Here is a 26,173-nt window from a genome sequence, read left to right as displayed (position 1 = left end):
TCGAGTCTATCGGGACGGCGCCCCGCCCGTCGGTCCGGAGGGGACGCCGCCGGGCCGATAGGCTCGGTGGGTGGTCCGGTCCTCCCTGCATGTGCGCGCCATCGGCGCCGCGCTGGGGGTGGCGACCTGCCTCGCCGTGGCCTCCGCGCCGACGCCGGCGACCGCCACCCCCGCCACCAGCACGGCCACGGCGGCCACCGTGCAGCCGAGCACCGCGGCGGAGCCGGAGCCGCTCACGGTGACCCTCGACGACATCAGCCCCGCGGTGGTGCCCCGGCGGGGACCCATCGAGATCACCGGCACGGTGACCAACAGCGACACCGAGACCTGGTCGACGATCAACCTGTACCCCTTCGTCGGAGAGGAGCCGCTCACGACGCCGGCTCAGCTCGAGGCGGCCACGGAGGTGCCGACCTCGGAGGAGGTCGGTCAGCGCCTCACCGACCGTGGCCCCTACGACTCCGTGCCGGAGCTGGCGCCCGGTGAGTCCTACCGCTTCACGATCTCCCTGCCCCGCAACGACTACCGGCTGCCGTCGCGCGGCGTCTACTGGTTCGGCGTGCACGCCCTCGGCGAGGGTCCCCAGACCCGCGACCTCATCGCGGAGGGCCGCGCTCGCACGTTCTTGACCTTCGTCCCGCGCAACGCCAAGGGGTCGGTCGACACGGCGGTCGTGGTGCCACTGCGCCGCCTCGTGTCCTACGCGGCGGACGGCTCGCTGGCCCAGGTGGACGCCTGGGTGAGGACCCTGGAGGACGGCGGTCGGCTGCACGGCCTGGTCAAGCTCGGGGCCGCCGCCGGCCCGGCCCCCGTGACCTGGCTCGTGGACCCGGCGCTGCTGGACGCCGTACGTCGGCTCTCGCTGGGCAACCCACCGCGCTCCCTCGCCCCCACCCAGCCGCCCGGCGAGGCGGTCGAGCCCGAGGACGGTGAGAGCCCCACGCCGACGGAGACGATCGGCCCCGAGCAGGAGCAGCCCGCCGACGAGGAGCAGGAGCTCACCCCCGAGCTGGCCGAGGCGGCCCAGGTGGCGAGCGACTGGCTCGAGGACCTGCGCGAGGCCCTGGCAGGTGATCAGGTCCTCACGCTGCCGTACGGCGACGTGGACGTGAGCGCCGCCGCCGACTACGACCCGGAGCTGGTGGAGCTGGCCGCACGTCGCACGGGGGCGGTGCTCGCGTCCTGGGACGTCACCACCTCCCCGGCCTTCGGCTCGCCGGGCGGCTACCTCGACCGGGCCGGCATCGAGCTCGCCGACCCCGCCACGACCGTGCTCGTGACCGACCGGATGTTCGGCGCGGACCCACCGGCCGTCGTCACTGCCGACCAGCACCGGCTGGTGGTCACGTCGAGCGGCGCGGCCGCCGGCGGACCCCTACCCGGGCCGCGGCTCTCTGCGTTGTCCCTGCGGCAGCGGCTGCTGGCCGAGGCCGCGGTGCGCCTGCGGCCGGTGGCGAGCCGGCCGCTGGTGATGATGGTGCCGGACCAGTGGAGCCCCGACCGGACCAACCGCTTCTTCGGTGCCCTCCAGGACGCCGACTGGGTCGATCTCGCCGACGTCGGCGAGATCGCCGACGGGCCGGCCCAGACGGCCGAGCTGGACGAGCTGGAGTACCCCGACCGACAGACCGCACGCGCACTGGGGCCGAGCATCTTCACCGCCGTACGGCGCCTGGTCGAGGCCGGCGAGACCCTGCAGAACCTCCTGACCCGCAACGACCAGGTGGCCGGTGTCGTGCTCGACCAGGCCCTGTCCGGCGTGTCGTACAGCGCGCGGCTCAGCCCGCAGGCGGCGCAGTCGTCGCTCACCCGGTCGACGCGCTGGATCGACACCCGCCTGGAGGCCGTCGAGATCGACGCCCCGCCCGGAGTGACGCTCTCCGGCGGCACCGGAAAGCTCGCCGCGACCATCACGAACACCCTGGACGAACCGGTCACGGTGGTGGTGAGCGCCACCAGCGACACCGGGATCGTGATCCGCGACTCCGAGCCTCAACAGCTGGGTCCCCGCAGCCGCACGACGATCCTGCTGCCGGTGCGCACGCGGCGCCAGGGCGTGCACGAGGTCACCCTGCGGGCCCTCGACGCCGACGGCCACCCGCTCGGCTCGGCCGACTCGTTCCCGATCCGCTCCGCCCAGGTGAGCACGGTGATCTGGGTCGTGATGGCGACCGGGGCGGGCATCTTGTTCGTGGCGATCGCGTTCCGCCTGGTACGGCGCTTCCGCCGCCGCCACGACCCGGAGCCTGAGGCGCCCGACACGCCGCACGAGGCCGTAACCGACGCGGAGCGGGTGCCGTGAGCACCGCCGACGATCAGCGGATCCTCGCCTCCAGTGCGGTGATGGCCGCCGGGACGGTCGTGTCGCGGATGAGCGGGTTCGTCCGCTCGAGCCTGCTCGCGGCCGCGCTCGGCGCCTCGCTGCACGCCGACATCTTCACGATCGCCAACACGATCCCGAACATGCTCTACATCCTGCTGGCCGGTGGCGTCTTCAACGCCGTCCTCGTGCCTCAGCTGGTGCGGGCGATGAAGCACGACCCGGACGGCGGCGAGGCCTACACCAACCGCGTGATGACCCTCGCCGCGCTGTTCCTGGGGGCCGTCACCGTGGTCCTGGTCGTCGCAGCTCCGTGGGTGATGTCGCTCGTGCTGAGCGCGCAGTACGACACGGCGGCCCTGACCGAGCAGCGCCAGTCGGCCATCGACTTCGCCCGCTACTGCCTGCCCCAGGTCTTCTTCTACGGGATGTTCGCGCTGGTCGGGCAGATCCTCAACTCCCGCAGCGTGTTCGGCCCGATGATGTGGGCCCCGATCGCCAACAACGTCATCTCGGTGGCGGTGCTGGTCGTCTACCTCTTCGTGTTCGGCCCCGCCCGCGGCGCGGAGGCGTTCGGGTCGTTCAGCACCGACCAGGAGCTGCTGCTGGGCCTGGGCTCCACGGCCGGCATCGCCGCGCAGCTGCTGATCCTGGTGCCCTACCTGGGCAAGGCCGGCTTCCGTTACCGCCCGCGCTTCGACTTCCGCCACGCCGGGCTGGGCCACACCCTGCGCCTGGGCATCTGGACGGTGCTGTTCGTCATCGCCAACCAGGCGGCGTACGTCGTGGTCGTCAACCTCGCCAGCGGCGGCACCGCCGACGGGGGCGACGGCACCGGGATCACGATCTACTCCTCGACGTTCCTGATCATGATGGTGCCGCACTCGGTGGTCACCCTGTCGCTGGCCACGGCGATCCTGCCGCGGCTGTCGGCCAGCGCGGCCGACGGCGACCTGGCGGGCCTGGCGGCGTTGCTGTCGAGCACCCTGCGCACCGCGCTGGCCGTGGTGGTGCCCTTCGCGGCCCTGCTGCCGGTGATCGCCCTCGACATCGCCAACGTCGTGTGGGGGCACGGGGCCGCCGCCGACGACTTCCCGCGCTACGCGCCCTCGCTCGGCCTCTTCGGCGCCGGGCTGATCTTCTTCACCGTCCACTACCTGATGCTGCGCGGCTTCTACGCGCTCGAGGAGACGCGCACGGTCTTCTTCATCCAGTGCGCCGTCGCCGTGACCAACGTCGCCGCCGCGCTCGCCTTCGTCTCGTGGACCGACCCGGAGCAGACCTCGCCCGCCCTGGTGCTGGCCTACACCGCGGCGTACGTCGTGGGCTCGGCGGTGTCCTACACCGTCCTGCGCCGCCGCCTCGGCGGCCTCGAGTCGCCGCGGTTGGTGCGCTTCGTCGTCCGGCTCACGTTCGTCGTGACGCTGTCGACCGGGGTGGCGCTGGTCGCCGCGCTGGCCTTGCACGCCCTGGCCACCGACGCGTCGTGGCCGGTCGCCGCCCTGCGCGCCGCGCTGGTGACCGCGATCGACGTCGCGGTGTTCCTGGTCCTCGCCCGCGCGCTGCGGCTGCGGGAGGTGACCACGGTGCTCGATTCGGTGACGAGTCGCCTCAGGCGCTCCCGCGCGGCGTGAAGCGCCCTACGATGACCACGTCATGAGGGAGCCGCAGTGACCCACACGGTCCGGCCGGGCGACGTGCTCGCCGGCCGCTACCGGCTCGTCGACCTGCTCACCGAGAGCGGCGGCGGCCGGTTCTGGCGCGCCCACGACCGGGTGCTGCAGCGCCACGTCGCGCTGCACGTCATCCCGGCCGACGACCCCCGGTCCGAGGGCCTCCTGGAGGCGGCGCGGAGCAACGCCCTGCTGCTGGACCGGCGCGTCCTGCGCGTGCTGGACGCCGAGACCCGCGACGGGCTGTGCTACGTCGTGAACGAGTGGGGCTCCGGCACGTCGCTGGACATCCTGGTCACCAGCTCGGGCCCCCTGGAGCCCCGGCGCGCCGCCTGGCTGGTCTCGGAGGTCGCCGACTCGGTGGCCCAGGCGCACGAGGCCGGGGTCGCCCACGGACGCCTGGTCCCCGAGAACGTCCTCGTCGACCGCACCGGCGAGATCCGGGTCATCGGACTGGGGGTCGACGCCGCGATGCACGGCCTGTCGGGGACTGGCCCGTCCACCGACGTCACCGACCTCGCCGGCCTGCTGTACTGCGCGCTCACCGGCAAGTGGGCGGGCGCCTCCACCTCGGGGGTGCCGCGCGCCCCCGAGGAGCACGGCGTGGTGCTGCGGCCACGGCAGGTCCGCGCCGGCATCCCGCGGCCCCTCGACGCCCTGTGCGACGCGGTCCTGCAGGGCGACGGGCAGCCCGGCTCTCGCGGGCGCGAGCTCGTGTCGGTGACGACCGCGCGGGAGATCCAGGCCTACCTCAGCGACTTCGTCGGCGACCCCGCCGGCATCGCCGAGGGGCTGCTGGCCACCCTGCCCCGGCGCCGCGACCTGCCGCTGGTGCTTCCCTCGGTCCCGGAGATCGCGGTCCGCGACGCCGGTGAGCAGAGCGCCGTACGCGAGGACGACGTGGCCGACCCGGTGCCCGCGACGCAGCCGACCGTGCGGACCGAGGTGCCGGCCGAGACGACGGTGACGCCGGAGCTGCCGACGCAGGCCGGGATGCCGATCTTCGACGACGAGTCCGGCGACGTGTCGTGGCTGGCCGCGAGGGAGACGCCTCCGCCCCCGCCCCCGCCCTTCGACCAGCCGCCCGAGCGCCCGCTGTTCGCGCCCTCGCCGCCCAACGGGACGCCGCTGCGCACACCGCGGCCGGGCGGCTCGGCCACCTCCAACGGCGCCGGCGACTTCTGGCCGTGGGACAACACCGGCACCGAGACCGGCCGCGCGACCGGGAGCGGCCTGGTCCCGGTGGTCGACGAGGAGCCGCCTCCCGGGCGCAGCTGGCTGCGGCTGGCCGCCGCCATCGCGGTGGGACTGCTGCTCCTGGTCGCGATCGTGGTGGCCTACAACCTCGGGCGCGGCAAGACGGTGCTCGGCGGGGAGCCGCTCGACTCCGGCTCGTCGAGCTCCTCGACGCCGACCCCGTCGCCGTCGGCCACCCCGCTGGGCGGCCTGGTCGCCGAGGACCTCGACCCGCAGGGGACACCCGTGCCGGAGGAGAACCCGGAGGACGCCGGCCTGGCCGTCGACGGGGACCCTGCCACCTCCTGGCCGACGTCCGCCTACGACCAGCAGCTCGGCCCCGGCGGGCTCAAGGACGGAGTGGGTCTGGTGGTCGACCTCGGCGGCGAGCACTCGGTGTCCGCCGTCCGGCTCACGCTCGAAGGTGCGCCGACCGGGGTCGAGCTCTACCTGAGCGACGAGCGGCCCACCGACGTCGAGGCTCTCCGGCCTGTCCAGGGGGCGACCCTCGAGGGCACCGGCGAGACCATCACCCTGGATGAGCCGGCGACCGGGAGGTTCCTGGTCGTGTGGCTGACCGAGCTGCCCCCCGACGGGTCGCGGTTCCGCGGCCGCGTGGCCGAGGTCGAGGTCCTCGGTGAGTGACCAGGAGCCCGGCGCTCCCACCGACACCCCCACCGACGCCGAGCTGCTGCGGTCCCACGTCGAGGGTGACCGCAACGCCTTCGGCGTGCTGTTCGCGCGCCATCGAGACCGGTTGTGGGCGGTGGCGCTGCGCACGATGGGCAACCCCGACGACGCCGCCGACGGGCTGCAGGACGGTCTCGTGGCGGCGTACCGTCGCGCCGGGTCGTTCCGCGGCGAGGCGGCTGTCACCACATGGCTGCACCGCGTCGTCGTCAACGCCTGCCTCGACCGACTGCGAGCCGCCAAGGTCCGGCGGGCCGAGACGCTGCCCGACGACCTCGAGGAGTACGGCGACCGCGGCTCGGCGGTGACCGCGGACGTCACCGACCCCGCCGACCTGGCGGTGCAGGACGAGCGGCGCCGCCGGGTCCTCGCGGCCCTGGCCGAGCTGCCTCCCGAGCAACGGGCGGCCCTGGTCCTGGTGGACATGGAGGGCTACCCGATCTCCGAGGTCGCCCGGATGCTCGACTGCGCCGAGGGCACGGTCAAGAGCCGGTGCTCGCGCGGGCGCGCCCGCCTGGCCGTGGCCCTGCACCTGCTGGCCCCCGGTGGTGACCATGACCACGCCGCACCGGGGAACCCTCCCCCCGGCCCGGGCGTCAGATCGACACGGGCCCCACGAGGGCCCCCGGCGGGCTGAGCCCGCCCACCCCGTCCAGCGCCAGACCAGGAGAATGACCCCGATGTCCGACGAGCGAGAGCTGACCTCTGCGGAGGAGGGGCGCGTGCGGCGCCTGCTCGCCGAGGCGCGGGTCGACGCTCCCCTGCCCGAGGACGTCGTCACCCGGCTCGATGCGGTGCTGGCGCGGCTGGCCGAGGGCCAGGCTCCCGGCGCCGACGCCCAGGTCGTGGCCCTGGCCTCGCGCCGGCGCCGCAAGGTCACCAGCCTGCTGGTCGCCGCGGCGGCGGTCGTCGCGGTCGGGATCGGCGCCGGCCAGCTCCTCGAGGGCACCGGGTCGGACAGCGAGAGCGCGTCGTCCATGGACTCCGGCGACGCTGACGCCCAGGGCGCTCTGGAGGCGGAGGCCCCCGCGGAGCCGGCCGATCCCGACGTACGGATCGATCCGGGCTCCGTCTCATCGCTCGTCGCCGGCGCCCCCGTCGTGCGTGAGTCCCACTTCTCCGACGACGTTGCTCGCATCGCCCGGCGAGGCAGGGTCTCCGAGCAGAGCTCCCCGGATGATGCGCCGCTTCGGGGGCCGACCAGCGGGACCTCGGACCGCCTGATCTGCGACCCGGCCGACTGGGGGCCGGGCCGCCTCCAGCTCGTCCGCTACCAGGGCCGCCCGGCGGTGCTGGCCTTTCGGGCGCCCATGGGCGCCAGCCAGGTCGTGGACCTGCTGCAGTGCGGCACCGGCGAGACCCTGCGCTCGGTCACCCTGCCCGGGGACTGAGCCGCGGCCACCGGTCGAGCGGCCTACGGCGGGGAAGAACGCTCCCCTACGATCGGTTGAGTGAAGTGATGCCCCTTGACCCGGGGACCCCCAGCAGGAACGAGAGTGGGACGCATGTCTGAGACGCGCAACGTGATCATCATCGGCTCCGGTCCGTCCGGCTACACGGCGGCGGTGTACGCCGCCCGGGCGAGCCTGCAGCCGTTGGTCTTCGAGGGCTCGGTGACCGCCGGCGGCGCGCTGATGACCACCACGGAGGTGGAGAACTTCCCCGGGTTCCGCGACGGGATCATGGGCCCTGCTCTGATGGACGAGATGCGCGCCCAGGCCGAGCGGTTCGGCGCCGAGCTGGTCCCCGACGACGTCGTCGAGGTCGACCTCACCGGCGACGTCAAGGTCGTCAAGACCGCCACCGACACCCACACCGCGCGTGCGGTGATCCTGGCCACCGGATCGGGCTACCGCAAGCTCGGCCTCGCCAACGAGGACGCGCTCTCCGGGAAGGGCGTCTCGTGGTGCGCCACCTGTGACGGGTTCTTCTTCCGCGAGCAGCACATCGCCGTGGTCGGCGGGGGTGACTCCGCGATCGAGGAGGCGACGTTCCTGACCCGCTTCGGCTCGAAGGTGTCGCTGATCGTGCGCCGCGATGCGCTGCGCGCCTCCAAGATCATGCAGGAGCGGGCGTTCGCCGACCCCAAGCTCGAGATCGAGTGGAACTCGGTCGTGGAGTCGATCAACGGATCCGACCGGTTGGAGTCGGTCACCCTGAAGGACACCGTCACCGGCGAGACCCGCGACCTGGCCGCGACCGGGCTGTTCATCGCGATCGGGCATGACCCGCGCTCCGAGCTCCTCACCGGGCAGGTCGACCTCGACGACAACGGCTACGTGCTGGTCCGCCACCCCTCCACCGCCACCAACCTGCCGGGCGTCTTCGCCGCGGGCGACCTGGTCGACCACCACTACCGCCAGGCCATCACCGCCGCCGGCACCGGCTGCGCCGCCGCCCTCGACGCCGAGCGCTACCTGGCCGAGCTGGACCACGCCCACGCCACCGGGGCGGACGCCCAGGACGCGGTCGCCGGCTCCGCGGTCGTCGAGACCGTCACCACCGCCGGCCTCTGACCGTCGCGGCGGGAACACCGGTCGGCACGGTGGTGTTGACTGGTCACAGACCTCTGAGTCGAACCTAAGAAGGGAACTGATTGCCGTGGGCAACATCCAAGCCGTCACCGACGCCGAGTTCGAGGCGCAGGTGCTCAAGTCCGACAAGCCGGTCCTCGTGGACTTCTGGGCGGAGTGGTGCGGCCCGTGCCGCCAGGTCGCCCCGATCCTCGACGAGCTCGCCGGCACCCACGGCGACAAGATCACGTTCCTGAAGATGAACGTGGACGAGAACCCCGTCACCCCGTCGTCCTACCGGGTCACCGGCATCCCGACGATCAACGTCTACCAGGGTGGCGAGGTCGTCCGGTCGATCGTGGGCGCCAAGCCGAAGGCGGCGCTGCTCAAGGAGCTCGACTCCTTCATCAACTGAACGCTCCTGCCTCACCCGTCACCGCTCACCCGGCCAACGCCGAGTGAGCGGTGACTGCGTTCGGGGCGCACCGTGGGCGCCGGGCGCACGGCGCCCAGCAGCCGCTCGAGGGCGGCCTCGACCTCGTCGCGCCAGGTGAGCGCGGAGCGCAGGTCCATGCGCATCCGCGGCGTCAGCAGGTGTGGCCGGTGCGTCTTGAAGCCGACGCTGCCCAGGAACTCCGCCGGCACCAGGCACGAGCCGAGGACCGGGACAGTGGTCCCGAACGCCTCCACCGCTCGGATGCTCCCGCGCTCGATCAGGTCGCGCGCCATGGCCTGCACGAGCATGCGGCCCAGGCCGCCGCCGGCATGGTCATCCTTGACGTAGACCCTGGTGAGCAGCACCGCGTCGCTGGAGACCGGCGAGGTCGGGAACGCGGCGGAGCCGGGGACGAAGGCCGCGGGGGCGTAGACGAGGTAGCCGACGACCTGCTCGTCGACGACGGCCACCCGGCCACACGAGCCCCACTCTCGCAGCACCTGGGAGATCCACGCCTCCTTCTCGGCCACTGCCGCGTCGCCGCCGACCCGGCCCCGGCGTACCGGGTCCAGCTCCCAGAAGAGGCACTCGCGACATGGTCCGGGCAGCTCGGTGAGGTGGTCGACGGTGAGCCGGACGACCTTGCGGGACATGGCGACCTCCTCGGCAGGCGGGGACCCGGTCAAGGCCGCGGCCCCTTCCTGAGAGGATGACACCCGTGCGCCAGATACGGCAGAGCCGCAAGCTCCACAACGTCCGATACGACGTCCGGGGACCCATCCTCGTGGAGGCACAGCGCCTCGAGGCCGAGGGGCACCGGATCCTCAAGCTCAACATCGGCAACCCCGCGCCGTTCGGCTTCGAGGCGCCCGAGGCGATCCTCGCCGACATGATCCACCACCTCCCGGAGTCGCAGGGCTACAGCGACTCCCGCGGGATCTACCCCGCCCGCACCGCGGTGGCGCAGTTCTACCAGCAGCAGGGGCTGCAGGACGTCACCGTCGAGGACGTCTTCATCGGCAACGGCGTCTCCGAGCTGATCTCGATGGTGCTGCAGGCGTTCGTCGACGACGGCAACGAGGTCCTCGTCCCCGCCCCCGACTACCCGCTGTGGACCGGGGCCGTGACCTTGGCCGGCGGCGTGCCGGTGCACTACCTCTGCGACGAGGACGACGACTGGAACCCCGATCTGGCCGACATCGAGTCCAAGATCACCGAGAACACCCACGCCATCGTCATCATCAACCCCAACAACCCCACCGGCGCCGTCTACAGCAAGGCGACGGTCGAGGGGCTGGTCGACATCGCGCGGCGCCACGATCTGGTGGTCTTCTCCGACGAGATCTACGAGAAGATCCTCTTCGACGACGCGGTCCACCACCACACCGCGAAGGCCGCGGGCAGCGACGTGCTCTGCCTGACCTTCAGCGGTCTCTCCAAGGCCTACCGGGTGTGTGGCTACCGCGCCGGATGGGTGATGATCTCCGGGCCCCGCGAGATCGCGCAGGACTTCCTGGAGGGGCTCACCCTCATCTCCAATATGCGCATGTGCGCGAACGTGCCCGCCCAGCACGCGATCCAGACCGCTCTGGGCGGCTACCAGTCCATCCAGGAGCTGATCGTCCCGGGCGGGCGGTTCTACGAGCAGAGCATGCTCGCGCACCGCCTGCTCAACGACATCCCCGGGGTCAGCTCGGTCAAGCCCCGTGGCGCCCTGTACTGCTTCCCGCGCCTCGACCCCGAGGTCTACGCCATCGAGGACGACGAGGAGTTCGTCATCGACCTGCTGCGCGCCAAGAAGCTGCTGGTCACCCACGGCACCGGCTTCAACTGGCCCACCCCCGACCACTTCCGGCTCGTGACCCTCCCCGACGTCGCCGTGCTGGAGGAGGCCATCGGCCGGATCGCGGAGTTCCTGGCCACCCGACGCTGACCGCACGCGCGGGCCCGGCCGGCGACTGAAAGGCTGTGCCCACCACCGTCTGCTGAGGAGCCCCATGCGCGACATCACCTACCCGCCGATCATCCGGACCGCCAAGACGCTCTTCCGGGTGCTCGGCCAGCGCTTCGACATGACTGGGACCGAGCACGTCCCGCGCGAGGGCGGGGTGCTGCTGGCCTTCAACCACGTCGGCTACCTCGACTTCGTCTACGGGGGCCTCGCTGCTCATCCCTCCGGCCGGCTGGTGCGGTTCATGGCCAAGCGGGAGGTCTTCGACCACCCCGTGGGTGGCCCGGTGATGCGCTCCATGCACCACATCCAGGTCGACCGCGGCGACGGGCTGGCGTCGTACCGGTCCGCGGTGGAGTACCTGCGCGAGGGCGAGGCTGTCGGCATCTTCCCCGAGGCCACCATCTCGCGGGCCATGGAGCTCAAGGAGTTCAAGTCCGGCGCGACCCGGATCGCGGCCGCCGCGGGCGTGCCCCTGGTGCCGGTGATCCTGTGGGGGACCCAGCGCATCCTGACCAAGGACCACCCCCGCGACCTCTCCCGCGGCAAGACCATCGCGATCCGGGTGGGCGAGCCGCTGCACCCCACCGGCGCGGACCCGGTGGCGGAGGCCGAGGAGCTGCACGGGGTGATGGCCCGCCTGCTCGACGAGACGATCGCGGCCTACCCCGCCGCGGAGCAGCCCCCGGGGTCCTGGTGGCTCCCTGCCCGCCACGGCGGAGGCGCTCCCACCCTCGAGGCGGCCGCGGCGCTGGATGCCCAGGAGCAGCGGGACCGGGCCGCCAAGCGTGCCGCCAAGCGGGCGCAGCAGAAGTAGCTCTGGACGGGTAGCCCCGGACGAAGGTGTCGTTGTTTCACGGGAAACACGTCACGAACGTCCGGGGCAATCGTCATTTCGGGTGTTCTCGCAGGTCAGCGGCCTGGCCGCCAAGTATCGCCTTGTCGACATATTGACTTGTCGGCATGTCGAGGAGGCGCTTTGTGGCTAGATGGGCCGGTCGTTGCGGTTGCGCGGGTCCATGATGTCGATGATCCGCCGCAGGTCGTCGAGGGAGGCGAACTCCACGGTGATCTTGCCCTTGCGCTGGCCGAGGTCGACCTTGACCCGGGTCTCCAGTCGCTCGGACAGGCGCTCGGCGATGTCCGTCAGGCCGGGCGCCGTGGGCCGGCGACGGGCGCTGCGCTGACCGCTGGAGCCCACGTCACCGACCGCGACGATCTCCTCGAGGGCACGCACGCTGATCCCCTCGGCGACGACCCGCTGCGCCAGGCGGTCCTGGACCTCGGGGTCCTCGACGGCCAGCAGCGAGCGGGCATGTCCGGCCGACAGCACGCCGGCCGCCACTCGCCGCTGGACGGCCGGGCTGAGCCGGAGCAGGCGCAGCGTGTTGCTGATCTGGGGGCGCGAGCGACCGATGCGAGAGGCGAGCTCGTCGTGGGTGCACTCGAAGTCCTCGAGCAGCTGGGCGTAGGCCGAGGCCTCCTCCAGCGGGTTGAGCTGTGAGCGGTGCAGGTTCTCCAGCAGCGCATCGCGCAGCATGTCGTTGTCGTCGGTCTCCCGCACGATCGCCGGGATGGCCGTGAGGCCCGCCTCCTGCGAGGCGCGCCACCGTCGCTCCCCCATGACCAGCTCGTAGGCCTCCGGTCCGATCCGGCGTACGACGATGGGCTGGAGCAGCCCCACCTCCCGGATGGAGTGGACCAGCTCGGCCATCGCCTCCTCGTCGAACACCGCACGAGGCTGCACCCGGTTGGGCTCGATCTGCTCGGTCGGGAGCTCGGCGAAGTAGGCGCCGGTGTCGTTCCTGGCCGGCTCGGTGGAGTGCGCCGGCGCGGACTCGGAAGCCGCCGGGGCAGCAGGCGCTGCGTCCTCGCCGGACGCCGGACCGGATCGCGCCTCGGAGGTCGCACCTGACGGCTCTGGGGCCCGCTCCGGCTCGCTGGGAGCGGTCGGGATCAGCGACCCGAGCCCGCGGCCCAACCCACGACGCTGCTGCGGACGACTCACGGACGTACCCCCTTGGTGGCGATCTCGCGTGCGGCCTCGAGATAGCTGAGCGCGCCCGGGGACCCCGGGTCGTAGGTCATCACCGTCTGGCCGTACGACGGCGCCTCCGAGACCCGCACCGAGCGCGGGATGGAGGTCTTGAGCACCTGGTCGCCGAAGTGCTCGCGCACCTCGTCGGCGACGCCGGCCGCCAGGCGCGTGCGGGCGTCGTACATCGTCACCAGGATTGTCGAGACCGCCAGGTCCGGGTTCAGGTGCGCCCGCACCATGTCGACCGTCTCGAGGAGCTGGCCGAGCCCCTCGAGGGCGTAGTACTCCGCCTGGATCGGGATCATCATCTCGTCTCCGGCGACCAGCGCGTTCAGCGTCAGCAGGCCGAGGGAGGGCGGGCAGTCGATGAACACGAAGTCGAAGCGGTCCTCACCCACGTCCTGCGCGGTGCCGACCAGGGGGTGTCCCGAGATCGCACGCTGCAGGCGTCCCTCACGGGCGACCACACTGACCAGCTCGATCTCAGCCCCCGCCAGGTCGATGGTCGCGGGCACGACGAACAGCCCCTCCACGTCAGGGCAGGGCACGACCACGTCGGCCAGGGGGACGCCGTCGACCAACGCGTCGTAGGTGGAGGGAACGCCGCGGCGGTGTTCGACGTTCAGCGCGGTGGACGCGTTGCCCTGGGGGTCGAGGTCGATCACCAGGACCCGCTGGCCCAGCTGCGCCAGGCCGGCCGCGACGTTGACCGTGGACGTGGTCTTGCCGACCCCGCCCTTCTGGTTGGCCACGACGAAGACCCGGGTGGCCTGGGGGCGGGGGAGGGCGGGACGAGCGGCCGTGCGCTGCCGAGCGATCAGGCTGTGCTGGGCGGCACGCGCCAGGGGAGTGCCCGCGTCTTCGAACCCCTCCCCCTGAGAAGCCACCTCGGCGGCCGTACGCACCGGCACGCCGCCCAGAGGCTTCGCGGCCGACGTTTCACGTGAAACAGGACCGGCCGCGGTCTCGGTTTCACGTGAAACGTCGCCCCCCTCAGGGACGGCAACCTGTGGATAACTGGGCTGGTCCTGTGGATGCTCACGCTCAGGGGACGGGGTGCTGCCGGTGGAAAACTCCTCGGTCACGCGTTCCGCCTCTGCTTGCGTCGAGTGTGGTCGGGGCGCCGACGGGGCCGCGCCGTCGGGGGAAGCGGCCAAGATACCCGGGTGGGATCCGCCCAGGGAACCCGGACCGCGATGGTGGTGGATGACAGCAGCCCCTCGCCCAGGATGACCACCTCAGGACTGCCGCAGCCGAGTTGGTTGAGCACGTCGGCCGCCGCGAGAATCTCCTCGTCCACGGACGAGCCCTTCATCGCGACGAGGGCGCCCTGCGGCTCGACCAGGGGCATCGACCAGCCCAGGAGCCGCTCCAGCGGAGCGACCGCGCGTGAGGTGACGACGCCGAAGCGCCTCTCGCCATGCAGGGTGTCGGCACGGCCGCGCACGACCTCCACGTTGGCCAGGCCGAGCTCGGCGACCACCTCCTCCAAGAAGGTGGTGCGACGCAGCAGCGGCTCCACCAGGGTCACCCGGACATCGGGCCGATGGATCGCCAGCACGACGCCGGGCAGGCCGGCGCCCGAGCCGATGTCGCAGACGGTGGCGTCGTGGGGGACAAGGTCGCCCAGCACCGCGCAGTTCAGCAGGTGTCGATCCCACAGCCGGGGGGCCTCGCGCGGCCCGATCAGGCCCCGCACGACGCCGGCTCCGGCCAGTAGCTCGGCGTACCGCTCGGCCAAGGGGAGCCGATCCACAGCAAACACCCTCCGTGCCACCTCGGGCACGGAGGGCGTCGGCTGGTCTGACTCGGTCACCGGAGCGATCCTCGTTTCACGTGAAACTGGAGACTCACGCGGGGACGATCACCACGAAGCGGCGCGGCTCGACGCCCTCCGACTCCGAGGTGAGGCCGGCCTCCGCGACCGCGTCGTGTACGACCTTGCGCTCGAACGGGCTCATGGGGTCCAGTGACACCGGCTCGCCGCTCTCCTTCACCTGGGCGATCAGACGCTCGGCCAGCTCCACGAGCTGCTGGCGCTTCTCGGCGCGGTGGCCCGAGATGTCGAGCATGAGCCGCGAGCGGTCGCCGGTCTCCCGGAACACCGCGAGGCGCGTAAGCTCCTGCAGCGCCTCCAGCACCTCTCCATCGCGGCCTACCAGCTGGGAGAGGTCCGCGCCCACGATCGACACGGCGGCACGATCGCCGTCCACGTCGATGTCCAGGTCCCCATCGAGGTCCGCGATGTCGAGCAGCTCCTCGAGGTAGTCCGCCGCGATGTCCCCCTCACGCTCCAGCTGCGCGATCCGGTCCCCGCCGGCGGTCGCCGGGGAGGCCGCCCCCGTGGGCTCCTCGGGCCCCGTGGGCTCCGTGCCGTCCGTGGTCTCGGTCTGCTCGCTGGTGTCGGTCTCGACGTCGGCGCTCATCGGGTGTCTCCCTTGTTCTGGTCAGGTCGGGGCTTGCGCTGGCCCTGGCGCTGCTGAGCCTGGCGCTGCCGGGCCTGGCGCTGAGCCTTGGTGAGCTTCTTGGGCTGCTGCCGGACCGCAGGACGAGGCGCCTCCGGCTCGGGAGCCGCCTCTTCGAGCACCACGGTGCCGCGCTTGACGGCCTTGGCCTTGTCGCGGTCCTCCTTGGCCTTGGCGGCCGGGGTCCCGGGGGCCGGGTTGTTGCGGATCACGTAGAACTGCTGGCCCATCGTCCACAGGTTGGAGGTGGTCCAGTACAGGAGCACGCCGATCGGGAACGCCACACCACCGAGACCGAAGGCCACCGGCAGGACGTAGAGCAGCATCTTCTGCTGCTGGGCGTAGGGCCCGCTGAGCGCGTCGGCGGGCATGTTCTTGCGCATGAGCTGACGCTGCGTGGTGAACGTCGTCGCGGTCATGGCGAGGACGAGGACCAGCGCGACCAGCATGACACCGAGGTCGGCTTCGGCGCCCCAGGTGCGTGCCCCCCAGAAGGAGTCAGCGATCGGGATCGTCCCGAAGATCTCGGCGTCACCGAACTGCTTGGCGAGCTTCTCGGTGAGGAACCCGTGCGCGGTGCCCTTGCGCGCCGCCTGGTCGAGGAGCCGGAACAGCGCGAAGAAGATCGGCATCTGCAACAGGATCGGCAGGCACGAGGCGAACGGGTTGGTGCCCGTGTCCTTGTAGAGCTTCATCGTCTCCTGCGCGAGACGCTCCCGGTCGTGGCCGTACTTCTTCTGCAGCTCCTTGACCTTGGGCTGGATCAGCTGCATGTTGCGGCTGGACTTGATCTGCCGCACGAAGAGCGGGATCAGCGCGATCCGGATCACCAGGGTGAGCCCGATGATCGACAGCGCCCAGGCCAGACCGCCCGCGGGATCCAGCCCGATCTGGTCGAAGAGCCAGTGCCAGGCGAGCAACACCGCCGAGATGGCGTAGTACAGCGGCGTCATGATGAAGCTGCCGATGTCGGAGAAGAATCCCACTGCTCAGGCTCCTTGGTTGGGCGTCGAGGTCGGGTGGCCCGCGGCGACGCGGGGCGGGACGGGGTCGTAGCCACCCGCGGCCCAGGGATGGCACCGCCCGAGGCGGCGCACGGCGAGCCATCCGCCACGGACCGTACCGTGCTGCTGCACCGCCTCGAGGGCATAGGCAGAGCAGGACGGGTGGTAGCGGCAGACCTGGCCGTAGAGCGGGCTGATGACGGCGCGATAGGCCTTCAGCAGTCCGATCACGACGTACTTCATGTGGCGTCCCTCGGTTGCACTCGCTGCAGACAACGATCCAGGTCGACGCCCAGTTCCTCGGACGACGCCCCGCCGGCGGCCGGCAGGGCCCGGACGACGAGGGCGCCCGAGGCAGGCAGCGCGCTCAACCGCTCACGCAGCAGATGGCGCAGGCGGCGCTTGACGCGATTGCGCACCACGCTGTTGCCCACGGCCTTGCTGACCACGAAGCCGACCCGCAGGGCGGGGGAATCGAGCGCGGCCAGGTGCACCACCAGGGTCCGCGACGACGACCGCCGCCCCGTGCGGGACGTACGGCGGAAGGTCTCGGCGTCGGTCAGCCGGTGTGCCGGGGGCAGCACGTCGTCGCGGGGCGCGTCTGGCCAGCTCGGCCGGGGACGCAGTGCCTCAGACGGCCAGTTCCTTGCGGCCCTTGCGGCGACGCTGGGACAGGATGGCGCGACCGGCACGGGTGCGCATGCGCAGGCGGAACCCGTGCACCTTGTGGCGACGACGGTTGTTCGGCTGGTACGTACGCTTGCTCACGGCTGTCTCTTTCGGTTGGTTCGGGAAGGGTCACGCCGGTGGATCGGCAGTGCCTGGCTCCTCGGGGCGGGCCCTCGGGGCCGGTTCAACTGGCACCGCCCATCCACGGAGACGAAGACTCTTCCCGTGGACATGCGGCACCGGTCGACACCGGGCGACCGGCCAACGGTACGCGCTGGTTCTCCACAGGGTCAAACCGGTGCGCCATCACTTCCCAGCCCTCTCCACACCCGGGCATCCACACCTGTGGATGACGGCTTGCCGGTCCCGGCGTGCGCGGGTTAAGTTCGGGCCACCGAGGTTCCCCCGCAGCCTCCGACCGACCCGGCTCGACGGGGTCTGTGACCTCCGCCACACTGGCGGGAAAAGGCCACCTGACCTGCGAAGACAGCAGATCTGGACCGGTCTCGCTGCGTCTCGGACCGGCTCTCTCCACAGACACAGAGTCGGGTTCACAACCTGTGGACAAACTTGTGGACACAGCGCTGCCCGGATCGGGCGGCACGATTGACTCGGGCACGAAAGGCGGCGGGAACCACGTGGAGCACATGACGTCCGACCTCGACCAGGCGTGGCGGCAGGTCGTCAACGACCTGCAGCCCAACCAGCGGGCCTGGCTGCGCGCGAGCAAGCCGGTGACCCTGCACGAGAACACCGCGATCATCGCGGTGCCCAACGACTTCACGCGGGTGCAGCTGGAGGGTCGCCTGCGCGGCCAGCTCGAGGACGCGCTGACGGTCAGCTTCGCGCGCGAGATCCGGATCGCCGTCACCGTGGACGCCACCTTGGATGAGGGGCAGATGGCCCCGGAGCATCCACATGTCGCCTCGGAGACAAGTCGAGAGATCGATATGTCGACAATCTCGCAGGCTCCACCGGCAGCACCGGCCCCGGTCTTCGTGCCCGAGGCCACCGAGGCGGTCAAGGGCAGCGCGCTCGAGACGCGGCTCAACCCGAAGTACACCTTCGAGACCTTCGTCATCGGCAGCTCCAACCGGTTCCCCCACGCCGCCGCGGTCGCGGTGGCGGAGGCGCCCGGCAAGGCGTACAACCCGCTGCTGGTCTACGGCGACTCCGGCCTGGGCAAGACCCACCTGCTCCACGCCATCGGCCACTACGTGCGCAGCCTCTACGCCGGCGCCAAGGTGCGCTATGTGTCGAGCGAGGAGTTCACGAACGAGTTCATCAACGCGATCCGCGACGACCGGCAGGACCGGTTCAAGCGGCGCTACCGCGATGTCGACGTCCTGCTCATCGACGACATCCAGTTCCTGGAGGGCAAGACCCAGACCCAGGAGGAGTTCTTCCACACGTTCAACACGCTGCACAACGCCAACAAGCAGATCGTCCTGACCTCCGACCGGGCACCCAAGCGACTCGAGGCGCTCGAGGACCGGCTGCGCAACCGGTTCGAATGGGGCCTCATCACCGACGTCCAGCCGCCCGACCTCGAGACCCGCATCGCGATCCTGCGCAAGAAGGCCGCGATGGACCGGCTCACGGCCCCGCCGGACGTGCTCGAGTTCATCGCGTCCAAGATCCAGACCAACATCCGCGAGCTCGAGGGTGCCCTGATCCGGGTGACGGCGTTCGCCAACCTCAACCGCCAGGAGGTCGACATGACCCTGGCTGAGATCGTCCTCAAGGACCTGATCCCCGAGGGTGGCGAGCCGGAGATCACCGCCTCGCTCATCATCGCCCAGACCGCGTCGTACTTCGGGCTCAGCATCGAGGAGCTCACGGGACCGAGCCGCGGGCGGCACCTGGTCATGGCGCGGCAGATCGCCATGTACCTCTGCCGGGAGCTGACCGACCTGTCCCTGCCCAAGATCGGGGCGCAGTTCGGCAACCGCGACCACACGACGGTGATGTACGCCGACCGCAAGATCAACCAGCTCCTGGCCGAGCGCCGGGCGGTCTTCAACCAGGTCAGCGAGCTGACCAACCGGGTGAAGATGCAGGCTCGCCAATCCTGACCAGCTGATCCTTGCGGCCCTAGGTTGGGGCACATGAAGCCCCTCTACACCGCCTCCGCCGTCGCCACGGGCGACGGCCGCAACGGCCACGTCCAGTCCACCGACGGCCTCGTCGACACCGACGTGCGCACCCCTCCCGAGCTCGGGGGTCCAGGGGGTGCGACCAACCCCGAGCAGCTCTTCGCCGCCGGGTACGCCGCGTGCTTCCACTCCGCCCTCAAGATGGTCGCCGGCAAGGCGGACGCCGACACGACCGACTCCGAGGTCGTCGCCGACGTCTCCCTCGGGTCGAACGACGCCGGGGGCTTCGGGCTCGCGGTCCAGCTCGAGGTCACGCTGCCCGCCCTGGACCGGGAGCTCGCCGAGAAGCTGGTGGCCCAGGCGCACGAGGTGTGCCCCTACTCCAACGCCACCCGAGGCAACATCGAGGTCACCCTGACGGTCGCCTGACGTACTTCCCCTGCCTGTGGACGAAGGACCTGCCAGGTCCGAACTACACGGGGAGGATCTGTGGAGGAGCGGCCGGGTCCGTCCCGGGGCGGATCGTCGTTCCACACCGGCGCCGAGCCGCCCCGTGCTCCTCCACAGCGCCATCCACCCCTCGGCACGCACCTGACCTGCTCGAACGCCGCTTCTCCACAGTTTCCACCGACGCTATGACGACTACCTACCTGTACCTGTCCGGATCCTCGGTGCACGTCTACCTGGACCCCTGCCTGGGGATGACTCGTGCGGTTGGTGCCCACGTGGCAGGATGCGCATCCCAGACTTGTGTGATTCCGAGCCACTCCCGAAGGATCCATCGTGAAGTTTCGTGTCGATCGTGACGTGCTCGCCGACGCCGTCGCCTGGGCCGCCCGCAGCCTGCCGGTCCGCCCGAGCGCCCCGGTGCTGGCCGGCCTCCTCATCGACGCCTCGGACGATGGCCTGGTCCTGTCGTCCTTCGACTACGAGACCTCCGCTCGCGCGACCCTGACCGCGGAGGTGAGCGACGAGGGACGCGCCCTCGTCAGCGGCCGCCTGCTCGCCGACATCTGCCGCAGCCTGCCCGCCAAGCCCGTCGACATGGCGCTGGACGGAGCCCGGGTCACCCTCACCTGCGGCTCTGCCCGGTTCACGCTCCAGACGATGCCGGTCGAGGACTACCCGACGATCCCCCAGATGCCCCAGGCGACCGGCACGGTGCAGAGCGACGTGTTCGCGCACGCCGTTGCCCAGGCGGTCACCGCGGCCGGCCGCGACGACATGCTGCCGGTGCTGACCGGCGTCCGGATCGAGATCGACGGCTCCACGATCTCGTTGCTCGCCACCGACCGCTTCCGGCTCTCGCAGCGTGAGCTCACCTGGGACCCCCGCTCGCCGGACGAGTCCTTGGCCGCGCTGGTCCCGGCGCGCGTGCTCGGCGACACCGCCAAGTCGCTCACCGCGGGCAGTGAGGTCACGATCGCGCTCTCCGCGAGCGGCTCAGGTGAGGGCATCATCGGCTTCGAGGGCAACGCGCCCGGCGGCCTGCGCCGTACGACCACGCGACTCCTGGACGGGGAGTTCCCCAAGGTCCGTAGCCTCTTCCCGGCCGAGAAGCTCACCGTCGCCAAGGTCGACAAGGCCGCACTGATCGAGTCGGTGAAGCGCGTGTCGCTGGTCGCCGAGCGCAACACCGCCGTGCAGCTCGCGTTCAGCGACGGCGTGCTCACCCTGGACGCCGGGTCGGGTGACGAGGCCCAGGCCTCGGAGTCGATCGAGGCCGACATCGAGGGCGAGGACATCACCACCGGGTTCAACCCGCAGTTCCTCCTCGACGGACTCACCGCCATCGACGAGGCCGTGGTCGAGCTGGCCTTCACCCAGGCCTCCAAGCCCGTGGTGCTGAGCGGGGCGGTGGAGGACGGCGGCGCCGACAGCGGCTTCCGCTACCTGCTGATGCCCAGGCGCCTGCTTTCCTGACAGCAGACGCTCGCACGCTTTGGGGAGGATTCGCATGGAGCTCGGACTGGTCGGCCTCGGCAAGATGGGCGGCAACATGCGCACCCGGATGCGCAACGGCGGCGTGACCGTCGTCGGCTACGACCACCACCAGGAGGTCTCGGACGCCGAGAGCCTCGAGGCGATGGTCGCGCAGCTGTCGGCGCCCCGCGTCGTCTGGGTGATGGTCCCGGCCGGCCAGCCGACCCACGACACCATCATGGAGCTGAGCGACCTGCTCGACGAGGGTGACCTGATCGTCGACGGTGGCAACTCGCGTTGGACCGACGACATCGCGCATGCCGAGTCCCTCGCCGAGAAGGGGATCGGCTTCGTCGACTGCGGCGTGTCTGGTGGGGTCTGGGGCCTCGAGAACGGCTACGCCCTCATGTACGGCGGGACTCCCGAGGACGTCGCCAAGGTCCAGCCGGCGTTCGACGCCCTCAAGCCCGAGGGCGAGTTCGGCTCGGTGCACGCCGGCAAGGTGGGCGCCGGCCACTTCAGCAAGATGGTCCACAACGGCATCGAGTACGCGATGATGCAGTCCTACGCCGAGGGCTGGGAGCTGCTCGAGAAGGTCGAGATGGTCGACAACGTCACCGAGGTCCTGCGCTCGTGGCGCGAGGGCACGGTGATCCGCTCCTGGCTGCTCGACCTCCTGGTCAGCGCACTGGAGGAGAAGCCCAACCTGGAAGGGATCCGCGGCTACGCCGAGGACTCCGGCGAGGGCCGCTGGACCGTCGAGGCCGGCATCGAGCACGCCGTCGCCACCCCGGCGATCACGGCCGCGCTCTACGCGCGTTTCGTCTCCCGCCAGGACGACTCCCCGGCCATGAAGGCCGTCGCCGCCATGCGCAACCAGTTCGGCGGGCACGCCATGCAGACCAGCGCCCCCAAGGGCGGCGACGCGGATGGCGGCACGCCGGACCAGTCGCCCGCCGCCGAGAAGGCCGGGTCCGGCGACGAGTCCGCGCCGGCCGAGAGCTAGCCGCACCTGCGGTGTACGTCTCCCACCTCACGCTGCACGACTTCCGCTCCTACGCCACCGCCGACGTCGCGCTCGAGCCCGGCGTCACGGCCTTCATCGGCCGCAACGGCCAGGGCAAGACCAACCTGGTCGAGGCCATCGACTACCTCTCGCGACTCTCCTCGCACCGGGTCGCGACCGACGCACCGCTGGTCCGCGCCGGCTGCGCCCAGGCCATCGTGCGTGCTGCCGTCGTACGCGAGGGCCGCACGGCAGTGCTCGAGGTGGAGCTCAACCCCGGCAAGGCCAATCGCGCCAGGGTCAACCGCTCGACCCTGCCGCGGGCCCGCGAGCTCGTCGGGCTGGTGCGCACCGTCGTGTTCTCCCCCGAGGACCTGACCCTGGTCAAGGGCGACCCCTCGGACCGGCGGCGCTTCCTCGACGATCTGCTGGTCCTGCGCATGCCCCGGCTGGCCGGCGTGCGCTCCGACTACGACCGGATCCTGCGCCAGCGCAACTCGCTGCTCAAGACCGCAGGACATGCGCGCCGCGGCTCGAGCTCGCAGGAGTCGGCACTGTCCACCCTCGCGGTCTGGGACGCTCAGCTCGCGCGCGCCGGCTCCGAGCTGCTGCGCGAGCGCCTCGCGCTGGTCGACGCGCTCCGGCCCTACGTCGGCAACGCCTACGCCACGGTCGCGCGCGGGGCGTCGCGGGAGGATGCCGCGATCGAGTACCGCCCGTCCTTCGAGCTGGGCGAGGACCTCGAGGCGGGGCTGCTCGCCGAGCTCGAGCGACGCCGGGGCGATGAGCTCGACCGCGGGATCTCGCTGGTCGGCCCGCACCGCGACGAGCTCCTGCTGACCCTGGGCGGGTCGGCCGACGCGGGGGGTGTGCGGCTGCCGGTGAAGGGCTACGCCTCGCACGGGGAGAGCTGGTCCTTCGCGCTCGCGCTGCGCCTGGCGTCCTACGACCTGTTGCGCTCCGACGGCGACGACCCGATCCTGATCCTGGACGACGTCTTCGCCGAGCTCGACACCGAACGCCGCGCCCAGCTCGCCGAGCTGGTCGCGGGGGCCGAGCAGGTGCTGGTCACCGCGGCGGTGGCCGATGACGTGCCGGAGGCGCTGGCGGGGACCCGCTACGCCGTGGCCAACGGGGAGGTGACGCGTGTCTGAGCAGGACGAGACCGAGCCCTCGGAGCCGGGCGTCGTGCACCAGCCGCACTCCGACGACGGCCTGGACCTGGCGCGGGCACTCACCCGCGCGGTCGCCGGCTCGACACCCCGGCGGCGGGCCAAGGCCCGCGGCCGCTCGCGCCCGGGCGTCGCGGGCCGCGTCAGCGGGGCCCACCCCGACGACCGTGACCCGCAGACCCTGGACACGACCCTGGCCCGCCTCGTCGACGACCACGGCTGGGCACTCGACCTGCGGATGCGCGGGGTCTTCGCGCGCTGGCCGGAGCTGGTCGGGCCGGAGGTCGCTGCCCACTGCACGCCCGAGACCTTCACCGACGGCAAGCTGCTGGTGCGCACCGACTCCACGGCGTGGGCCACCCAGCTCACCCTGCTCGCGCCGACCGTCGTACGCCGGCTCAACGAGGAGCTCGGCCCCGGCACCGTGATCGCCATGGACGTGGCCGGCCCGCACCTGCCGAGCTGGAAGAAGGGCCGCCGCAGCACCCGCGACGGCCGCGGCCCCCGCGACACCTACGGCTGAGCCGGGTATCCATTCCCGCCGCCCCCTCAGACGATCTGCGGGCCCCGCGCCGGTATGGGGACCCGTGCGCACCCCTGTTCGGCGCTCCGGGAGGCGCCTACGGGGCGCTCAGCGGCATAATTGTCCACAGATCCCCCCCGGCGCGGGGCAACACGCGTGGAATACGGGCCTAGAACCGGTATCATGGACATCGGCCGTCGTGACGGGACTCCACCCGGTTCGTCGGCCTTCTGTGTGCCATCCCACCGTTAGATGAGGTTCTGCGTGTCCGACGCCAGCCCCCAGCCGCACAGCACCGTCAGCGGAGAGTACGACGCCTCCGCGATCCAGGTCCTCGAAGGCCTCGAGGCCGTGCGCAAGCGCCCCGGCATGTACATCGGCTCGACCGGTGAGCGTGGGCTGCACCACCTCATCTGGGAGGTCGTCGACAACTCCGTCGACGAGGCGCTGGCCGGCCACTGCGACCGGATCGTCGTCACGCTGCTTGCCGACGGCGGGGTCCGCGTCGAGGACAACGGCCGCGGCATCCCGACCGACACCGCGCCCGGGCAGGAGATGCCCGCCCTCACGATGGCCCTGACCATGCTGCACGCCGGCGGGAAGTTCGGCGGGGGCGGCTACAAGGTCTCCGGCGGCCTGCACGGCGTCGGCATCTCGGTCGTCAACGCCCTCTCCACCCGCGTGATCGCCGAGGTGCGCAACCGCGGCCACGAGTGGCGCCAGAGCTTCACCGTGGGCGTGCCCGACGGCCCGCTGGAGCAGGTCCGCCCGATGGAGCCCGGCGAGCGCACCGGCACCACGATCACCTACTACGCCTCGCCCGAGATCTTCGAGACCACGACGTACTCGCTGGAGACCATCACCAACCGCATCCGCGAGATGGCCTTCCTCAACAAGGGCCTGGAGATCGTCGTGCGCGACGAGCGCCCCGCGGCCGACGACCTCGTGGAGGCCGTGCAGGACGCCACGGTGGAGGGCGAGGTCGACACCGCCGGCCACGACGCGATCAAGAAGGCCGAGGGCGGCGGCCTGGAGCAGGTCTTCAAGTACGACCGCGGCCTGGTCGACTACGTCGAGCACCTCAACCGCCGCAAGGACAAGGCCAACCCCACGATCATCGCGTTCGAGGCCGACTCCGACCTGTTCTCCAACGGCAAGGGCGCGGCCGACGCCGACCACCACATGAGCCTCGAGGTGGCCATGCAGTGGAACACCTCCTACACCGAGTCGGTCCACACCTTCGCCAACACGATCAACACCCACGAGGGCGGCACCCACGAGGAGGGGTTCCGCTCGGCGCTGACCTCGCTGGTCAACCACTGGGGCGAGGAGTGGGGCCTGATCAAGAAGCGCGAGGACCGGGTCTCGGGTGACGACATCCGCGAGGGCCTCACCGCGATCATCTCGATCAAGCTCGGCGAGCCGCAGTTCGAGGGCCAGACCAAGACCAAGCTCGGCAACACCGAGGCCAAGGGCTTCGTGCAGCGCCTGACCAACGACCAGCTCGGCGCGTGGTTCGAGCAGAACCCCGCCGAGGGTCGCGACATCGTGCGCAAGAGCCAGGCCGCGGCCTCGGCCCGCATCGCCGCCCGCAAGGCGCGCGACCTGGCCCGCGGCCGCAAGGGCCTGCTCGGCGGCGGCGGGCTGCCCGGCAAGCTCTCGGACTGCCAGTCCACCAACCCCGCCGAGTGCGAGGTCTTCATCGTCGAGGGCGACTCGGCCGGCGGCTCCGCGCGCCAGGGCCGCGACCCGCGGGTCCAGGCGATCCTGCCGATCCGCGGCAAGATCCTCAACGTCGAGAAGGCGCGCATCGACAAGGTGCTCGCCAACGCCGAGGTGCAGGCGATCATCTCCGCGCTCGGCACCGGCATCCACGAGGAGTTCAGCCTCGAGAAGCTGCGCTACCACAAGGTCGTGCTGATGGCTGACGCCGACGTCGACGGTCACCACATCAACACCCTGCTGCTCACGCTGCTGTTCCGCTTCATGAAGCCGCTCATCGAGCACGGCTACGTCTACATGGCCCAGCCCCCGCTCTACCGGATCCGCTGGAACAAGCCGGCCGAGCACGAGTTCGTCTACTCCGACGCCGAGCGCGACCTGATGATGCGCGACGGGCTCGAGCAGGGCAAGAAGCTCCCGAAGGAGAACCCGGTCCAGCGCTACAAGGGCCTCGGCGAGATGAACGCCGAGGAGCTGTGGGAGACCACGATGAACCCCGAGCAGCGGCTGATGCTGCAGGTGACGCTCGACGACGCCGCCCAGGCCGACGAGATCTTCTCGATCCTGATGGGTGAGGACGTCGAGCAGCGCCGCTCCTTCATCCAGCGCAACGCCAAGGACGTGCGATTCCTCGATATCTAGGTATCTAGCAGTTTCCCTAGACATCGATAGACGCGACGAGAGAGACGAAGACACGTGAGCGAGACCCCCACAGACACGACCGGCGGCCCGGGCG

General features: G+C 71.3%; 25 protein-coding genes. 16 read left to right on the top strand and 9 right to left on the bottom strand.

Annotation, left to right across the window (positions count from 1 at the left end):
- The first annotated feature begins 70 nt into the window (after nt 1-70).
- The 7 genes from LRP67_RS03460 (at nt 71) to trxA (ending at nt 8,847) form a co-directional block, all read left to right on the top strand.
- A complete protein-coding gene (locus LRP67_RS03460; RefSeq protein ID WP_231268789.1) occupies nt 71-2,302 on the top strand; it encodes a DUF6049 family protein in 2,232 nt (743 codons plus the stop codon).
- Nucleotides 2,299-3,954 (top strand): murein biosynthesis integral membrane protein MurJ, encoded by a 1,656-nt coding sequence (murJ, locus tag LRP67_RS03455; protein WP_231268788.1) that lies wholly within the window; start codon nt 2,299-2,301, stop codon nt 3,952-3,954. Before LRP67_RS03460 ends, murJ begins: the two co-directional genes overlap by 4 nt.
- Before the next feature lie 36 nt (nt 3,955-3,990).
- Nucleotides 3,991-5,874, top strand: a complete 1,884-nt coding sequence (locus tag LRP67_RS03450; protein WP_231268787.1) for a protein kinase family protein — start codon at nt 3,991-3,993, stop codon at nt 5,872-5,874.
- Nucleotides 5,867-6,556: an RNA polymerase sigma factor SigM gene (gene sigM, locus LRP67_RS03445; RefSeq protein ID WP_231268786.1), complete on the top strand. Its 690-nt coding sequence runs from the start codon at nt 5,867-5,869 to the stop codon at nt 6,554-6,556. Before LRP67_RS03450 ends, sigM begins: the two co-directional genes overlap by 8 nt.
- A 43-nt stretch (nt 6,557-6,599) precedes the next feature.
- Nucleotides 6,600-7,310 (top strand): hypothetical protein, encoded by a 711-nt coding sequence (locus tag LRP67_RS03440; protein ID WP_231268785.1) that lies wholly within the window; start codon nt 6,600-6,602, stop codon nt 7,308-7,310.
- 114 nt (nt 7,311-7,424) lie between these two features.
- On the top strand, nt 7,425-8,435 hold the full coding sequence (gene trxB, locus LRP67_RS03435; protein WP_231268784.1) for a thioredoxin-disulfide reductase: 1,011 nt from the start codon (nt 7,425-7,427) through the stop codon (nt 8,433-8,435).
- A gap of 85 nt (nt 8,436-8,520) precedes the next feature.
- The gene (trxA, locus tag LRP67_RS03430) at nt 8,521-8,847 is read left to right on the top strand and encodes a thioredoxin (RefSeq protein ID WP_308189689.1); all 327 of its coding nucleotides are present in this window, start codon (nt 8,521-8,523) and stop codon (nt 8,845-8,847) included.
- 11 nt (nt 8,848-8,858) lie between these two features.
- On the opposite strand, the gene LRP67_RS03425 is transcribed toward trxA, so the two are convergent.
- Complete coding sequence (locus LRP67_RS03425) at nt 8,859-9,521, bottom strand: GNAT family N-acetyltransferase (protein WP_231268783.1); 663 nt, start codon at nt 9,519-9,521, stop codon at nt 8,859-8,861.
- A gap of 56 nt (nt 9,522-9,577) precedes the next feature.
- Here LRP67_RS03425 and LRP67_RS03420 point away from each other — a divergent pair, with 56 nt between their 5' ends.
- Together LRP67_RS03420 and LRP67_RS03415 are read left to right on the top strand one after the other, a co-directional pair.
- Nucleotides 9,578-10,801: a pyridoxal phosphate-dependent aminotransferase gene (locus tag LRP67_RS03420; RefSeq protein WP_231268782.1), complete on the top strand. Its 1,224-nt coding sequence runs from the start codon at nt 9,578-9,580 to the stop codon at nt 10,799-10,801.
- A gap of 64 nt (nt 10,802-10,865) precedes the next feature.
- Nucleotides 10,866-11,636, top strand: coding sequence for a 1-acyl-sn-glycerol-3-phosphate acyltransferase (locus LRP67_RS03415; RefSeq protein WP_231268781.1), 771 nt, complete (start codon nt 10,866-10,868; stop codon nt 11,634-11,636).
- A 168-nt stretch (nt 11,637-11,804) separates the two neighbouring features.
- Here the strand turns inward: LRP67_RS03415 and LRP67_RS03410 are convergent, their stop codons facing one another.
- The 8 genes from LRP67_RS03410 to rpmH form a co-directional block, all read right to left on the bottom strand.
- The gene (locus LRP67_RS03410; protein WP_231268780.1) at nt 11,805-12,827 is read right to left on the bottom strand and encodes a ParB/RepB/Spo0J family partition protein; all 1,023 of its coding nucleotides are present in this window, start codon (nt 12,825-12,827) and stop codon (nt 11,805-11,807) included.
- Nucleotides 12,824-13,744: a ParA family protein gene (locus LRP67_RS03405; protein WP_308189688.1), complete on the bottom strand. Its 921-nt coding sequence runs from the start codon at nt 13,742-13,744 to the stop codon at nt 12,824-12,826. Before LRP67_RS03405 ends, LRP67_RS03410 begins: the two co-directional genes overlap by 4 nt.
- Nucleotides 13,745-13,938: 194 nt before the next feature.
- Nucleotides 13,939-14,613 (bottom strand): 16S rRNA (guanine(527)-N(7))-methyltransferase RsmG, encoded by a 675-nt coding sequence (rsmG, locus tag LRP67_RS03400; protein ID WP_308189687.1) that lies wholly within the window; start codon nt 14,611-14,613, stop codon nt 13,939-13,941.
- Nucleotides 14,614-14,707: 94 nt separating this feature from the next.
- Nucleotides 14,708-15,283 (bottom strand): R3H domain-containing nucleic acid-binding protein, encoded by a 576-nt coding sequence (locus LRP67_RS03395; RefSeq protein WP_231268779.1) that lies wholly within the window; start codon nt 15,281-15,283, stop codon nt 14,708-14,710.
- Nucleotides 15,280-16,308: a membrane protein insertase YidC gene (gene yidC, locus LRP67_RS03390; RefSeq protein WP_231268778.1), complete on the bottom strand. Its 1,029-nt coding sequence runs from the start codon at nt 16,306-16,308 to the stop codon at nt 15,280-15,282. The genes LRP67_RS03395 and yidC overlap by 4 nt, the downstream gene beginning before the upstream one ends.
- Before the next feature lie 3 nt (nt 16,309-16,311).
- Nucleotides 16,312-16,569, bottom strand: a complete 258-nt coding sequence (gene yidD, locus LRP67_RS03385; protein ID WP_231268777.1) for a membrane protein insertion efficiency factor YidD — start codon at nt 16,567-16,569, stop codon at nt 16,312-16,314.
- Nucleotides 16,566-16,910: a ribonuclease P protein component gene (rnpA, locus tag LRP67_RS03380; RefSeq protein WP_231268776.1), complete on the bottom strand. Its 345-nt coding sequence runs from the start codon at nt 16,908-16,910 to the stop codon at nt 16,566-16,568. Before rnpA ends, yidD begins: the two co-directional genes overlap by 4 nt.
- A 46-nt stretch (nt 16,911-16,956) precedes the next feature.
- Nucleotides 16,957-17,094, bottom strand: coding sequence for a 50S ribosomal protein L34 (gene rpmH / locus LRP67_RS03375; protein ID WP_193610531.1), 138 nt, complete (start codon nt 17,092-17,094; stop codon nt 16,957-16,959).
- Nucleotides 17,095-17,642: 548 nt separating this feature from the next.
- Between rpmH and dnaA the strand changes: the two genes are divergently transcribed.
- The 7 genes from dnaA (at nt 17,643) to gyrB (ending at nt 26,079) form a co-directional block, all read left to right on the top strand.
- The gene (gene dnaA / locus LRP67_RS03370; protein WP_231268775.1) at nt 17,643-19,070 is read left to right on the top strand and encodes a chromosomal replication initiator protein DnaA; all 1,428 of its coding nucleotides are present in this window, start codon (nt 17,643-17,645) and stop codon (nt 19,068-19,070) included.
- Nucleotides 19,071-19,094: 24 nt separating this feature from the next.
- Nucleotides 19,095-19,520 carry an organic hydroperoxide resistance protein gene (locus LRP67_RS03365; RefSeq protein WP_231268774.1) on the top strand — a complete coding sequence of 142 codons (426 nt, stop codon included), beginning with the start codon at nt 19,095-19,097 and terminating at the stop codon, nt 19,518-19,520.
- 354 nt (nt 19,521-19,874) lie between these two features.
- Nucleotides 19,875-21,014: a DNA polymerase III subunit beta gene (gene dnaN, locus LRP67_RS03360; RefSeq protein ID WP_231268773.1), complete on the top strand. Its 1,140-nt coding sequence runs from the start codon at nt 19,875-19,877 to the stop codon at nt 21,012-21,014.
- 34 nt (nt 21,015-21,048) lie between these two features.
- Nucleotides 21,049-22,020 (top strand): phosphogluconate dehydrogenase (NAD(+)-dependent, decarboxylating), encoded by a 972-nt coding sequence (gene gnd / locus LRP67_RS03355; RefSeq protein ID WP_231268772.1) that lies wholly within the window; start codon nt 21,049-21,051, stop codon nt 22,018-22,020.
- A gap of 11 nt (nt 22,021-22,031) precedes the next feature.
- Nucleotides 22,032-23,174 (top strand): DNA replication/repair protein RecF, encoded by a 1,143-nt coding sequence (recF, locus tag LRP67_RS03350; RefSeq protein WP_231268771.1) that lies wholly within the window; start codon nt 22,032-22,034, stop codon nt 23,172-23,174.
- Entirely contained in the window at nt 23,167-23,715 is a 549-nt protein-coding gene (locus LRP67_RS03345) for a DUF721 domain-containing protein (RefSeq protein WP_231268770.1), read from the top strand. The genes recF and LRP67_RS03345 overlap by 8 nt, the downstream gene beginning before the upstream one ends.
- A gap of 264 nt (nt 23,716-23,979) precedes the next feature.
- The gene (gene gyrB, locus LRP67_RS03340) at nt 23,980-26,079 is read left to right on the top strand and encodes a DNA topoisomerase (ATP-hydrolyzing) subunit B (protein ID WP_231268769.1); all 2,100 of its coding nucleotides are present in this window, start codon (nt 23,980-23,982) and stop codon (nt 26,077-26,079) included.
- Nucleotides 26,080-26,173: the final 94 nt, after the last annotated feature.

Origin of the sequence: Nocardioides sp. cx-169, from assembly GCF_021083605.1 — a bacterium.
Lineage (GTDB): Bacteria > Actinomycetota > Actinomycetes > Propionibacteriales > Nocardioidaceae > Nocardioides.
The sequence above is the reverse complement of the archived record's forward strand: the minus strand, read 5'-3'. Positions and strand labels throughout refer to the sequence as shown.